Genomic DNA, 13,127 nt, shown 5'->3' on the forward strand with positions numbered 1-13,127 from the left:
GGCGGCGTCGCCGTCCGTGTCATGCGCGGGAGGTTGCTTCCGGACGGTTTACGGGCGGCCTGCGGATTTGTCCGGCGTGAATGCCCGCGCCAGTTCTCCGAACCACAGGACAAGGGAGGTGCCTGCGAAGATGAGGCCCCAGTCCGTCCAGCTCAGGGGCACCACGTTGAACATCTTGCCGCCGAAGGTGACGATGAGGTATTGCCCGGCCAGGATGAGCAAAGCCACCACCCCGAAGCCCCCGATGCTGGCGCCCATGCGTGCAAAGGCGCTCCGGTGCGTGTTGAATGCTTTGGCGTTAAACATGTTCCAGAATTGGAGCAGGACGAAAATGGTGAAAAACAGGGACAGTTCATAACCTGTCAGTTCATGTTCCGGGGTGGAGAAGTCCAGGTAGCTGCGGAAGTAGCCGCTGAGGCTGAACTGCGTGAGGCTGGTAATGTCCGCATGCTTGAAATATTGCAGCAGGCCGAACAGGAAAGCGACGAACAGGATTCCCACGCCCAGGATGTCTCGCCCCATGGGGCGGGTGATGATGTGGTCCGTCGTCTTGCGCGGCGGGTCCCGCATCACGCGTTCGTCCGGCGGCAGGGAGGCCAGCGCCAGCGCGGCGAAGGTGTCCATGATGAGGTTCACCCAGAGCATCTGCGTGACGGTGAGGGGGGATTCCGTGCCCAGGAACGCGCCGATGAGCACAATGAGGCAGGCCGCCACGTTAATGGTCATCTGGAAGACGATGAAGCGCTGGATATTCCTGTACAGGGAACGCCCCCACATGACGGCGCGGGAAATGCTCATGAAGGAATTGTCCAGAATGGTGATGGCGCTGGCTTCCTTGGCTACGGTGGTACCGTCCCCCATGGAAAGCCCCACCTGCGCGGCGTTCAGCGCGGGGGCGTCGTTGGTGCCGTCCCCGGTGACGGCCACTACCTGGTCCTTCTTCTGGAGCAGCTTGACCAGCCGTTCCTTATCCATGGGCCTGGCGCGGCACATGATTTTCAGGTCCATCACGCGGTCCAGCAGTTCCGCATCCGGGGTCTGCTCAAACTCCACTCCCGTCATCAGGCGGTCCGGCGTGTCCTCTTCCGTCCACAGGCCGATCTGGCGCCCTATTTCCCGTGCGGTGCCGGGGGTGTCCCCCGTGACGATCTTGATGCGGATGCCCGCGTCCATGCAGTCCTTCACGGCTTGGGGCACATCGTCCCGGACGGGGTCGGAAATGGCGGCGATGCCCAGATAAACCAGATCCTTGCGGATGATGCGGCCGTCCTCGAATACCGGGGCGTCATCCTCCAGAACGCGGTACGCGAAGCCCAGCGTGCGCATGGCCTGGTTCTGATAGGCCAGGAGCTGTTTCTCAATGGCGGGGCGCATGTCCGCGGCGGGAACCTGGCCTTCCGGAGTCAGGACGGTGGAACAGAGGCCCAGCACGATTTCCGGCGCGCCTTTCACGTAAAGGACTTTTTTGCCCAGCAGGGGGGATTTCGCCACGGTGGCCATGTACTTGCGTTCCGTGGAGAAAGTAAGCTGTTCCAGCACGCGGGCGTTTTCCCGCAGGTCCAGGTAATTCACGCCCAGCCCGTGCAGCCACAGGAGGAGCGCTCCTTCTGTGGGATTGCCCAGGGCCCTGATATGTTCCGGGTCCGCGTAATCCAGAAAGGCGGTGGAGTTGACGGCGATTCCCTCCCGGATCAGGTCCCCCAGCTCGTTTTCCGCCGGGGCGGCGTCCCCCAACCCGTAAAAATCAGCCTTGTACACGTTCATCTGGTTGCGCGTCAGGGTGCCCGTCTTGTCCGTGCAGATGACGGTGGCGGCCCCCATGGTTTCGCAGGCGTGCATCTTGCGCACCAGGTTGTTGTTGGTGAGCATGCTCTTCATGCTCAACGCCAGGCTCAGGGTGACGCTCATGGGCAGCCCCTCCGGCACCGTGACGACGATGACGGTTACGGCGATCATGACGGTATTCAGAATATAGGTTCCCGCGCTCAGCCATTCCACGGGGCCGGGCAGGTGGGAGAAGTACAGGGTAAGCCGCCCGATGATGATGAGGGCGGCGATGGCGTAGCTGGCCCAGGTGATGAGGTCGCCCAGCCTGGAAAGCTGGCGGTTGAGGGGCGTCTGCACCTTGTTGTCGATCTGGGAGCCTTCATAAACCTTGCCGTATTCCGTCCTGTCCCCCACGGACGTCACTTCCATGACGCCGTGGCCGTCCGCCACGGTTGTTCCTTTCAGAACGTGGTTGGAGGGGTAGGTGGCGTCCTTCTTGAATTCCGCCTCATTCGTGGTTTTGCCGATGAGGGGTTCCCCCGTCAGCGTGGATTCGTTGACCTGGAGGGAAACGGCTTCCAGCAGGACGCCGTCCGCCGGAACCTCCTCCCCTGTGTTCAGGATGACGATATCGCCCACCACCACGTCCCGGCGGGGCAATTCGCAGATATTGCCGCCGCGGATGACCTGGACCATGGTGTCGTCATTGACCTGGTTCAGGATTTCAAACTTTTTGTTGGCGCTTACCTCGAAGGCGAAGCCCACGCAGGTGGCCAGCAGGATGGCCGCCAGGATGCCCGCGGGCTCCAGAAAGACGCTGGCCGGTTCCGCTCCGGTAAGGAACTGATAGCAGGCCACGCCTACGGACAGGAACAGGGCCACCAGCAGAATTTTAATGATGGGGTCTGAAAATTTCTCCAGAAATTGCTTCCACAGGGGCTCCTTTTCCGGGGGAGTCAGGATGTTGACTCCGTATCTGGTCCGGTTTTCCAGAACCTGCTGTTCCGAAAGCCCCTGATGATGTGCTGCGCTTTTCATGGTTCAGATGCTTCTTTACCTGATTGAAGTCCGTGAGAAAAGTGCGGAGGAATATTTTCCGGGGTCATGACGGGAGTTTTTCAGCGGGGCGCGGCCCGCGGGCCGTGCTTTGAAAGGCGGCATTGTTGTCTTGACTTTGACCATGTTCCGGAGATTCTGGAGCGCCTATGTGGAATGATCTTTCTCATGGATTTTCCGTGCTGGCGGATGCCCTGGCCTTCCTTTCCTGTTCCTGGGGGTTCTGGGTTTGCGCGGGCAGCGTGGCTGGGCTGGCCGCCGTTTATGCGTGGTGGAGGAAGCGGCTGGCTCTGTGGGCGTTTGTTCTGGCGTTCCTTTCCCTGCTGGCCGTGGTGGGGTTGGCGTGCCGCCAGGCGGCGTGTCAACAAACTTTCCTGTGGATTCAGAAGCCGGACCTGCGGGACTTGTCCGGAAAGTATGAGGTGGAATCCTCCCCCAGGGAGCGGTGGTTTTTCCGCCCTCCGGAGCTGAAGCGTTTTTTCCAGGTCAGTTCTTCCACGCTCCTCCTGAATGAAGACGGGACGTGCGAGATTTCTTCCTTTCCCCGTCCGGAGGCATGGGGCAGGTGGATTTCCCGCCCGGAGGAGAGGGAGAACCTTTCCGTGCTGGAGGAGGACCTCGTTTCTTCCTGCCGCGGCACCTGGTCTCTGGTGAAAAAAGGGGGATATTACGGCATCTCTATCGTCTATTCCTCCGGTGGCAGCCTGACGCTGTACCCGGGCGGGGAAGGTGCGGAATGCCTGGTGATGCCGGTCAACCCTGCCAATCCGCTGGAAGCGGTGACGTTTGAAAAAACATTCTGACCCGGGCTCTGTGCGGGCGGGAAAAAAGAAGGGAGGCGGGTATCCCGCCTCCCTCAACATGTTTTTCCAGCGCCGTTCCGGCTTGGCCGGGCGTGCGGACCGGCCGGTTTTATTTGACCTTGCCTCCTTCGTACACCAGCACTTCAAAGGGCTTCAGCGTGAAGGAGAGTTCCTTGTCAATATTTACGGAACTGCCGGAGAAGCCGTCCAGCGTCCGCTGGTCGTCATAGGAATCCTTGAAGGTGATGGAGCCCTTGACGTTCGCGGGAATATCCAGGATGCTGCGCAGGGTGCCGGTCAGGCTCTTTTCCTGGTCGGAGGAATTGCGGAGGGCCAGGGTGGCCTTGTTTTTATTCCATGCGGCCCAGCCGTATACGGACCCTTCGTTAGTTTCCCTGTTCCACGGATTGCCGCCTACCCAGTGCACATCGTCCAAAACGTCCGCATTGCGGCGGATCCATTTGATCCCCTTGGCCAGTTCGTCCCACAGGACTCCTCCGTTGGCGTTCATCAGGTCCCGATCCACGTAAAGCTCCTGGAGGGAAGTGCCGCAGGCGGTGGCGCAGCGGAGTTCTTTCTTGACGTTTTCCGGGTCGCGGGGCATGCATGCCGGAGGGCCGAATTTAGTGACCATCAGGCCGTGAGTCATCATGGAATTGATGGGCATCAGCGGGGAGCCCTGCACAAAGACTTCATGCACCAGGCGGTCGCGGTAGGTGATCCATTTGTCGCGGTTGTCGCCCGTTCCGATGGTGCCGAAGTCATTCTCCTGCCTCCATACGGAATCCGCGTAACGGAACCAGAAGGGGGATGCCCAGGTCCCTACGGTACAGTTGATGTAAAGATCCCCCTTTTTCTTGCGCAGGGCGTTCAGCACGCGGATGATGCCTTCCGCATCCTCCTCGTTGCCGGGTCCCTTGGCATGGAAGTGGGTGCTGATGCCGTCGAATTTGAAGTACTTCATATGGTAGTCCTTCACCATCTGGGAGCAGCGGCCCACAAAGGCGTCAAAATATTCCTTGTTGGAGAGCTGGAAGTTGCCGATTTTGTTGTCCGGATGCTTCACGTTCCAGTGGGCGAGCCGCTTGCCCTTGGAGGCTCCGTAGCCCCCCACCGGGCCCAGCCACGTGCCGATGCCGGCCTTTTGTTTTCCGGCGGCGGCGTCAATGCGCTTGAAGCCCTGCGGGAACATCTTGTGGAAATCCCACAGGCTGTTGAATTCATCCCAGCCGTCGTCCCAGACGAAGGCGTCAATGGACATGCCGCGTTTCTGGAAAAACTGTTCCTGCCAGTCTTTCAGGACGGCCAGGCATTGTTCTTCCGTCATGCGCTTGGCGGGGTCCGAATCATTGTTGCGGTTGATGTTCAGTTCATACCAGGAATTATAATGGATGAAGGGGCGGTAGGGCATCACGCGTTCCCGTTCCATATAGGCCAGGAAGGAGCGGCGTTGCTGGCCGGGGGCAAAGATTCCGAGAACGGAGGATACGTCCCATATTTCCCCGGGCTGCATGGTGGTTTTACGGCTCCAGAGACCCTGGGCCAGCCGGGATTCGCCCGCCTGGGCTTCCTGCTTTTCCTCCAGCGTGCGCACGGGCAGGGAAAAGGTGATTTCCCCCTTGCTGGCAATCGGTTCGCTCTTGGTCTGAGCCCAGTAGCGCAGAATGTAATTTCCCCTGGAGGGAACTTGCACCGTGTAAGTGTTGCCGGCATTGGAATCTCCGGTGCTGCCGTTGTGGAAATCGGAATCAAGGACGGCCCCCTTGGAGGAAAGGAGCTGCACGCCGGCGAGGTTCAGCTTGTTGTTGCCCTTGTCCCCTCCCTTATACTGGAAGGTGACGGCGCATGCGCCTTTGCCGTCAATGGAAACCGGGCCTTCCGCACTGGAAACCTGTTCTCCGTACTGCTTTTTCAGTTCCTGGGGAACATTGAAATTTCCTGTCCATGAAGCTGTGGACCACTTGTCCGCTCTCCAGCTGGCGGTTTCTCCCCCTGCCGTATTTCCGGCGCCCCCCACAGTATTGATGCCCATGGGAGTTTCCAGGGCAGTGAACGCCAGGTCATTGACGATGAGCGCGCCTCTGGCGTTGCCGGAGACGGAGGGCGCTCCGGCTTTCCCTTCTACCAGGTCATATTGCATCGCTATGATGTTTTTCATCTGGATGGGCTTCGTACATGTCAGGCGGAGTTCCTGCCGCAGGTAATGGGAATGATCCCTGAGCACGGCGCGCCAGGAGATGCGAAGGGCGCCGTTCAGAGCCTGAAACGTGGCGCTGACGGCTTTTCCCGGGAAGCGGTCAGCCAGTCTGAACGCTTTGGGATTGGGCTGGAGGGCGGTGAACTTGACGTTTCCCGCTTTCAGATCGGAGGATTTAATGCTCCGTCCATCCTGAAGATTGATGATAAATAAGTCTCCCCCGGCCTTGGCGACGGGCCCCAGTTTGGAAGTCATTCCCCCGAAGGAAAGACTGCCGTTCCGAAGGATAAATTTGGCCGTCAGGATATTATTGGAAAGAGTATAGCCGGAAGCGGATTGTTCCGCGTTGGCTGTTCCGGGAGCAGGCCCCGGAAAGGCAACTTCTGCCGGAGACGTGGGCAGACAGCCCAGCAGGGTTGCCATGGCAATGGTTGTTTTGAAAAATTTCATGATGAAATGATATTACAGCTAGCGGGAGCATAATTTGGGGAAGGTTCTTTTTCAAGAAAAAGGTCTTGGAAGTGGAGGGGAAGAAGAATAATTCTTATTGAATATGAAAATATTATGTTGTTTTTTGAGGGCTGGAGAAAGACAACCGAATTCCTAATCCGCCCTTTTTTCTCTCAACTGGGAAAGATGGAAAGAACTCTTTTTTATTCTCTAAACAAATTTTCAATATGCTTATTTTCTGCAACTTATGAAAAAATATAAATGAAGCGCAGAATAATTTTTTTTTGCAGCCGCTTTGAAATTGCTGTTTAGAAACAGAAATCCTTTTTCTCAGAAGAGAAAAATCGTGATAATATCTTCATATCTGAAATGTTAGGTTGACCTCGGATTAGGAATCCGATATATGAAGGGCAGAGAATATTCCTCTAACAACTCAGTCCATCATACATAAAAATGAAAAAGACTTTAGCATTAATGGTTATTGCTGCTTGTTGCTCCGTGCCGGCATTGGCGGACCCCGGCTCTGTTGCTCCGGAGTCCGGAACGCTTTACAATTCCGGTACGATGACAACAACTGAAGGTGTTGCGCTGGGAAAAGAGATGACGTTCGGAAGTCTTTCAAGCAGCGCTATCCCTGCTGGTTCCATTCCTTATGGTGCTAATTTTTATGCTTCCAGTTACACGATCTCCCTCTGGCTGGACACCTCTTCCTTAACGCAAGGAGCCCAAACCGCTCTGTTCGGTTATTATGGACGCAACGCAAATCAAAGCTATGGGGCAAATGCCCTGTATCTGACTTCAGATGCCAGGCTTGGCATGGGAGATGGAAACCTGAATACTTCTAACGGGTTTTTTACTCAAGACCGTGGGGACGTTTCTGAAACTTCCGTTGTTTTGGGTGGAGGTCTTCTTAACGTTACTTTGTCCGTCACGGGCGCAGACCAGAGTCAGTCTGTGGATGTCTATGTGAATGGTTCTCTGCTTGACACGTTGTCCTACAACGGCAACATGAACGGCAACGCCAACCCCATTAGCAGCTGGATTAATCCCAACCTTACATGGGGTGAAGTTAAATGGACGAATGAAAAACTTGGCGCGGAACAGATTGCCGGTTTTGCCGGGCTTCAGGTTCCGGAGCCGGCCTCCGCTTCTCTGGGAATCCTGGGCCTGGCCGCCCTGATGATGCGCCGCCGCCGTTCCTGACGGTTTCCCACTGGAAAACCCGTCAATTCATGGGCCGCTGCCTGACAAAGGCGGCGGCCTTATTGTTTCTTATATCGGGAGGGTAACCGCAGGTATTTTCTCCGGTGCGGAAAAGGCGGGAGGATGACACATAAGAATGAATCCGTGGGAGATTGGACGGTGTCTAAGCTGCATGCACAGGGTAGCCGATCAGATCGTTGAAATTTTGGAAAAGGCGGGAATTAAGCGAATTTACGGAATTGTGGGGGATAGCCTGAACCCCGTTACGGACGCTTTGAGAAGGAGGAAGACCATTGAATGGATTCATGTGCGGCATGAGGAAGCGGCGGCATTTGCCGCGAGCGCGGAAGCCCAGCTGAGCGGGAACCTGGCTGTATGCTGCGGCAGCAGCGGCCCCGGCAACCTCCATTTGATCAACGGCCTGTTTGACGCCCACCGGAACCATGCTCCGGTGCTGGCCATCGCCTCCCACATCCCGCAGAGCCAGGTGGGCATGGAATATTTCCAGGCCACGCATCCGGAACAGCTTTTCAAGGAATGCAGCGCATATGCGGAACTGGTTTCGGAAGCTTCCCAGGCTCCGGGCATACTGATGTCCGCCATTCAGCACGCGTGGGCCAGGCGCGACGTAGGCGTCGTCGTCCTGCCCGGAGACATTGCGGATGCCCCCGCGGAGATGAAGCACATGGTTCATCCTCCTTCTTATACCCGGGAGAGTGTTGTTCCTGAGCATGAATCCGTATCCCTTCTGGCGCGGATGCTTGATGACCACCGCCGCATCACTTTCTTCTGCGGCGCCGGGTGCGCGGGCGCGGAAGACAAGGTCGTCAAGCTCGCGTACCGTTTGAAAGCCCCGATTGCCTACACCTGGCGGGGCAAGGATTATTTTGAGCATGACAATCCCCTGGGCATCGGCATGACGGGGCTGCTGGGGTGGGGAGACGCCTACAAGGCCATGCATGAAAGCGACATGATCGTGTTGTGGGGAACAGACTTTCCCTATTTCAATTTCATCCCCACCAAACCTGAAATCGTGCAGATTGACAGGCGCGGGGAAGTGATGGGCCGCCGCTGCCGCCTGGACCTGGGCATTTGCGGGGATGTTTCCGTCACGGCGGAGGCGTTGCTGAACATGGTGCAGGAAAAAACGGATTCCGGGCATTTGGACGCCTCCCTGAAACGCCACGCCAGGGACGTGAGGGATATGAACGCCTATATGGAAGGAAATGACAAGGAGTCTCCCATCCGTCCGGAACAGCTCACGACCGCCTTGAACAGGCATGCGGCATCCGACGCCGTATTTACGGTAGATACCGGCACCCCCTGCATCTGGAGCGCAAGGTTCCTGTGCGCTACGCCGGGCAGGAGGACGCTGGCTTCCTTCAATCATGGCTCCATGGCCAATGCCATGCCGATGGCCATCGGGGCGCAGATGGAATACCCCGGACGTCAGGTAATTGCCCTGTGCGGAGATGGCGGCCTGTCCATGCTGCTGGGGGATCTCATCACGATTGTGCAGTACAGGCTGCCGGTGAAAATCGTGGTGTATAACAATGACTGTCTGGATTTCATCCAGTTGGAAATGCAGGCGGCCGGGCTGATCCCATGGCAGATCAATCTGAACAATCCCTCTTTTGCCGCCGTGGCGGATGCCGTCGGCATCAAGGGATTTTTATTGGACAAATCCAGCCAGGTGGATCAGATGGTGGACATGTTCTTGAATTATCCCGGCGCCGCTCTGCTGGACGCGCATGTGGACAGGGACGCCATTGCCCTGCCTCCTTACATCAGCATGGGCCAGGCCGCGGACTTTTCCCTTGCCATGATGAAGCAGACGCTGGCCGGGGAAGTGAAGCAGGTATGGAATACCCTGGCCGGGAACAGGAAGCTGTTCAAACCGTGATGCCCTGCGGGCTGGAGCCGGAAACCGGGAAGGAAAACGGCTCTTTGTTTGGGGTCACTTCAGGGAAAGGGCCTGTTTCAGCGCTTCCGTCACGATTTTCGGGTTGGCCTTGCCTTTGGCGGCCTTCATGACCTGGCCGGTGAGCCAGTTCAGGAGCTTCTCGTTGCCTCCCTGTATTTCCGCCACCTTGTCCGGATTGGCGGAAATAACTTCCCGCACGATGCCGTCCAGAAAAGAGGAATCCGCCTTTTCAAAGCCCAGCAGCTTGGCGGCCTGCGCTGCGGCGAGGGCCGGTTCATCCCACATCTTGGCGAATACGTCCTTGGCCTGGTTGTTGGAAACGGTGCCGTCGTCAATAATGGCGATCAGCTCCTGAATGGCGCCGGGTTTTACCGGGCATTCAGACGGCCGCATGCCTTTTTCGTTCAGCACGGCGGAAATGTTGTTGATAACCCAGTTAGCGATTTTTTTGCCGCTGGCGGTTCCCCGCGCCGCCTCTTCAAAAAAGCGCGCCAGCTCCAGATCCCCCACCAGCACGTTGGCGTCATACTCGCTCAGGCCATATTCCTCCATGAAGCGTTTCTGCCGTTCCTGGGGCAGCTCGGGAATCTGTCCGCGCACCTTCTCCACCAGGGGGGCCGTGCGTACGGGAACCAGATCCGGGCAGGGGAAATAACGGTAATCGTGCGCGTCTTCCTTGGTGCGCATGACGACGCTTTCTCCGCGTTCGTCGTCCCAGCGGCGGGTGGACTGGACTTGAGGAATGCCCATGTCCAGTTCTTCCGCCTGGCGCCGGATTTCATCATGAAGGGCTCTGCGGACGGCGGACATGGAGTTGATGTTCTTCATTTCCACCTTGGCTCCCAGTTCCTTCTGTCCGTGGGGCCGCAGGGAAATATTCACATCGCACCGCATCTGGCCCTTTTCCATGTCCGCGTCGGAAATATCCCCGTAATTCAGAATCTGCTGGAGGGACTTGAGATAGGCGTAGGCTTCTTCCGGGGTGTCTATGTCCGGCTCGGAAACGATTTCCATCAGGGCGGACCCCGCGCGGTTGTAGTCAATCAGGGAATAATTGGCGTGATGGGTAATCTTCGCCGCGTCTTCTTCCAGGTGGATGCGGGTCAGCTTCACGGTGCGGAAAGGGGGGACGCCGGCTTTGATCACGTCATTAGGATAGGACCAGGGGTACAGGGGCACTTCCCCGCCCAGGCACAGCGGAAGATCCAGCTGGGAGGTCTGGTAATTTTTAGCCATGTCCGGATAGAAATAATTCTTGCGGTCCCACTGGGAAATCTCCGGGCTGGAACATCCCAGCATCAGGCCGGTCAGCAGCGTGCGTTCAATGGCGAATTCATTCAGGACGGGCAGGGCGCCCGGCAGCCCCAGGCAGGTGGGGCACACACGCGTATTGGGTTCAAAGCCAAAGCCGGTTTCGCAGGAGCAGAACATTTTGCTCTTTGTCTTGATCTGGCAGTGGACTTCCAGGCCAATGGTCACGATGTAATCTGAAATTGCCATAAATTCGGAACGCTTGAAGATCGCGGAAACTGTACGGAACCCTTTTCTCCCTGTCCAGTAAAAAGGCCTGCGGGGGAGAGCGGAGGGTTTTCCGGCTAAAGATGATGATTGGTCTGGCGGAAGGCTGTTTTTGCAATGGAGGCGGGGAGGCGTTTATGTCCTTCTCCGCCCTGGTGACGCCGGCGCCGCGTCTCAATCATTGTTTGAAAACACGGGCCCGCTCCCGCCGTGGCGCGGGAATTGCCGCAGGTGAACAACATGACCCGCAAATTTCCGGCTTGTTGCTCCGGTGATTCCTTTCATGTCACGGAACTCTCCGCTCTAACCTCCCCATTCTTTATAAAATGCCCAGTTCCTTAAGCTGCTGGATGGGGCGTTCCGGCCAGAGTTTGTTGGCGATGGGGCTGGCGGGGCTTGGGTGGAGCAACGTGCCGATGGTGAAGTTCTTGCCGGGGAGCCGGGAGGCGGCGTCCCGCAGTTTCTGCGTGGCGTAGGCTCCCACCCCTACCAGCGTATGGGGATTCAGGATGGTGATGAGGGAAAGCAGGTGCTCCATGCATACCGCGTCCACGGCGGCGCGCTGTTCCGCCGGCAGTTTGTCCGGCGTGATGTTGGCCCCGGTGGCGCCCATCCAAATCAGCGGGCAGTAATTGGCCACGTAATTGTGCCGGAAGAAGTTTTCCGCGGTGCCGAAAGCTTCCGCGAAAAGTCCCCAAAGGCGGCGGCCGCTGACTTCCGACCTGGGGCAGCCGAAGCCTTCCACGGGACGTTTGGGATGGGTATGTTCCGGCCGCCCCACCTCTCCGCGGATGTGCAGCCAGTTGACGACGGCATCCACTTCCCCGAAGGGGACGCCCGTCTGGGCCATGCCGAAGGGGCCGGGATTCATGCCCAGGAACAAATGGCCCTTTTCCCCGTTTCCATAGGTGCGCACATACTGTTCATGCGGGTTCCATGCATAAGCAAGAGGGTTGTAGGTAACATGGACCGGAGCTCCGAACCGGAGCCGCTCCGTGCCGTCCCGGAGGGCGGCCGTGGCTTTCAGAATGGCTGCTGCAGTGTCGTTCATGCCTCCGCATCATGAAGCGTTGCCGTTTATTGCGCCAGTAAAAACTCCGCGCTTGCATTATTTGTTCCGCCCGGTAACATTTCCCCCCGGACAAGTTAACCTTATTACTTATGAGTGGAATAGCCATTATGACATCTGGCGGCGACGCCGCCGGAATGAACCCGGCGATCAAGGCGGCAGTGGACCATGCCCGCCAGCTTGGAATGAATCCGTACGTTGTTTATGACGGTTTGGAAGGACTGATTGATGGAAAAATCAAGGAAGCTACCCGGGAGCTGACCAGCGACATGATCTACAGGGGCGGAACTCTCCTCCGTTCCTCACGGTCCAAGCGCTTTTTCGACTACGAATTCCGCAGGCAGGCCTACGAGCATCTGAAGGAACGCAACATCGACAAGCTCATCATTATGGGCGGAGACGGCTCTTTCCGCGCCCTGAACGACTTTTTCAATGATTTTGAAGTGCCTTTCGCCGGTATTCCGGCCACGATTGACAACGACATTGCCGGTACGGACTACTGCCTGGGCGTGGACACGGCCCAGAACGTGATTCTGGACTGCATTGATTCCGTCCGTGATACGGCCCGTTCCCATCACCGCGCTTTCGTGATTGAAACGATGGGCCGGGACTGCGGCTATCTGGCGATGACCACCGCTCTTTGCAGCGCGGCGGACATCTGCATTGTCCCTGAAATTCCGTATGACCTGGAATCCATTTACAAGCGCCTCCAGCCTGTCATCAATGAGGAGGGAAGCTGCATCATTGCCGTGGTGGCGGAAGGCACCCGCGTGGCGCAGTACCTGACCCGCTGGCTGACGGAACGCGCCGGCATGGATACCCGCCTGACCGTGCTGGGCCATGTGCAGCGCGGCGGTTCCCCCACCGCCCGTGACCGCCTGATGGGCACCCGTTTTGCCACCCGCGCCGTGGAAGCTCTTAACAACGGGGACATCAACCAGATCATGGTGTATCATGACGGCCAGTACGGCTATGCCTCCCTGGATTCCGTGGCCGGGCAGCAGTACTCCGTGAACCAGGATATCATCAACCTTTGCCGGGAGCTGAGCTGCTAGCCGTCTCTGCGGTTACGGACCCCCGCTTTTCCGCGCCCATGCCGCTGCGTTCCCGCGGCATGGGCGGATTTGTTTTGAAAAAAAA

8 protein-coding genes are annotated in these 13,127 nt (G+C 57.7%); 4 read left to right on the forward strand and 4 right to left on the reverse strand.

Translation table 11 applies throughout. From position 1 onward, the window contains the following. Positions 1-48: 48 nt before the first annotated feature. On the reverse strand, positions 49-2,805 hold the full coding sequence (locus B3075_RS07520) for a calcium-translocating P-type ATPase, PMCA-type (RefSeq protein ID WP_290488122.1): 2,757 nt from the start codon (positions 2,803-2,805) through the stop codon (positions 49-51). 167 nt (positions 2,806-2,972) lie between these two features. Here B3075_RS07520 and B3075_RS07525 point away from each other — a divergent pair, with 167 nt between their 5' ends. Then, positions 2,973-3,626 (forward strand): hypothetical protein, encoded by a 654-nt coding sequence (locus B3075_RS07525; RefSeq protein ID WP_290488121.1) that lies wholly within the window; start codon positions 2,973-2,975, stop codon positions 3,624-3,626. A 109-nt stretch (positions 3,627-3,735) separates the two neighbouring features. Here B3075_RS07525 and B3075_RS07530 read toward each other — a convergent pair whose 3' ends face one another. Then, positions 3,736-6,273, reverse strand: a complete 2,538-nt coding sequence (locus B3075_RS07530; protein ID WP_290488120.1) for a hypothetical protein — start codon at positions 6,271-6,273, stop codon at positions 3,736-3,738. Between the two features lie 564 nt (positions 6,274-6,837). Here B3075_RS07530 and B3075_RS07535 point away from each other — a divergent pair. Then, a complete protein-coding gene (locus B3075_RS07535) occupies positions 6,838-7,476 on the forward strand; it encodes a PEP-CTERM sorting domain-containing protein (protein ID WP_290492064.1) in 639 nt (212 codons plus the stop codon). A 172-nt stretch (positions 7,477-7,648) separates the two neighbouring features. Beyond that, positions 7,649-9,379: a thiamine pyrophosphate-dependent enzyme gene (locus tag B3075_RS07540; protein WP_290488239.1), complete on the forward strand. Its 1,731-nt coding sequence runs from the start codon at positions 7,649-7,651 to the stop codon at positions 9,377-9,379. A gap of 54 nt (positions 9,380-9,433) precedes the next feature. Here B3075_RS07540 and gatB read toward each other — a convergent pair whose 3' ends face one another. Both gatB and B3075_RS07550 read right to left on the reverse strand, forming a co-directional pair. Beyond that, complete coding sequence (gene gatB / locus B3075_RS07545) at positions 9,434-10,900, reverse strand: Asp-tRNA(Asn)/Glu-tRNA(Gln) amidotransferase subunit GatB (protein ID WP_290488238.1); 1,467 nt, start codon at positions 10,898-10,900, stop codon at positions 9,434-9,436. 337 nt (positions 10,901-11,237) lie between these two features. Continuing rightward, on the reverse strand, positions 11,238-11,969 hold the full coding sequence (locus B3075_RS07550; RefSeq protein ID WP_102734814.1) for a uracil-DNA glycosylase family protein: 732 nt from the start codon (positions 11,967-11,969) through the stop codon (positions 11,238-11,240). A gap of 110 nt (positions 11,970-12,079) precedes the next feature. On the opposite strand from B3075_RS07550, the gene B3075_RS07555 reads away from it, so the two are divergent. Continuing rightward, the gene (locus B3075_RS07555; RefSeq protein WP_046434818.1) at positions 12,080-13,042 is read left to right on the forward strand and encodes a 6-phosphofructokinase; all 963 of its coding nucleotides are present in this window, start codon (positions 12,080-12,082) and stop codon (positions 13,040-13,042) included. Positions 13,043-13,127: the final 85 nt, after the last annotated feature.

The organism is Akkermansia sp. UBA7090 (assembly GCF_002493465.1).
GTDB lineage: Bacteria > Verrucomicrobiota > Verrucomicrobiia > Verrucomicrobiales > Akkermansiaceae > Akkermansia > Akkermansia muciniphila_A.

Bases quoted from the DNA above. Each gene is read 5' to 3' on its own strand.
- B3075_RS07520 (WP_290488122.1), bottom strand. From the start codon at position 2,805: ATGAAAAGCGCAGCACATCATCAGGGGCTTTCGGAACAGCAGGTTCTG.
- gatB (WP_290488238.1), bottom strand. From the start codon at position 10,900: ATGGCAATTTCAGATTACATCGTGACCATTGGCCTGGAAGTCCACTGC.
- B3075_RS07555 (WP_046434818.1), top strand. From the start codon at position 12,080: ATGAGTGGAATAGCCATTATGACATCTGGCGGCGACGCCGCCGGAATG.
- B3075_RS07525 (WP_290488121.1), top strand. From the start codon at position 2,973: ATGTGGAATGATCTTTCTCATGGATTTTCCGTGCTGGCGGATGCCCTG.
- B3075_RS07535 (WP_290492064.1), top strand. From the start codon at position 6,838: ATGACAACAACTGAAGGTGTTGCGCTGGGAAAAGAGATGACGTTCGGA.
- B3075_RS07530 (WP_290488120.1), bottom strand. From the start codon at position 6,273: ATGAAATTTTTCAAAACAACCATTGCCATGGCAACCCTGCTGGGCTGT.
- B3075_RS07540 (WP_290488239.1), top strand. From the start codon at position 7,649: ATGCACAGGGTAGCCGATCAGATCGTTGAAATTTTGGAAAAGGCGGGA.
- B3075_RS07550 (WP_102734814.1), bottom strand. From the start codon at position 11,969: ATGAACGACACTGCAGCAGCCATTCTGAAAGCCACGGCCGCCCTCCGG.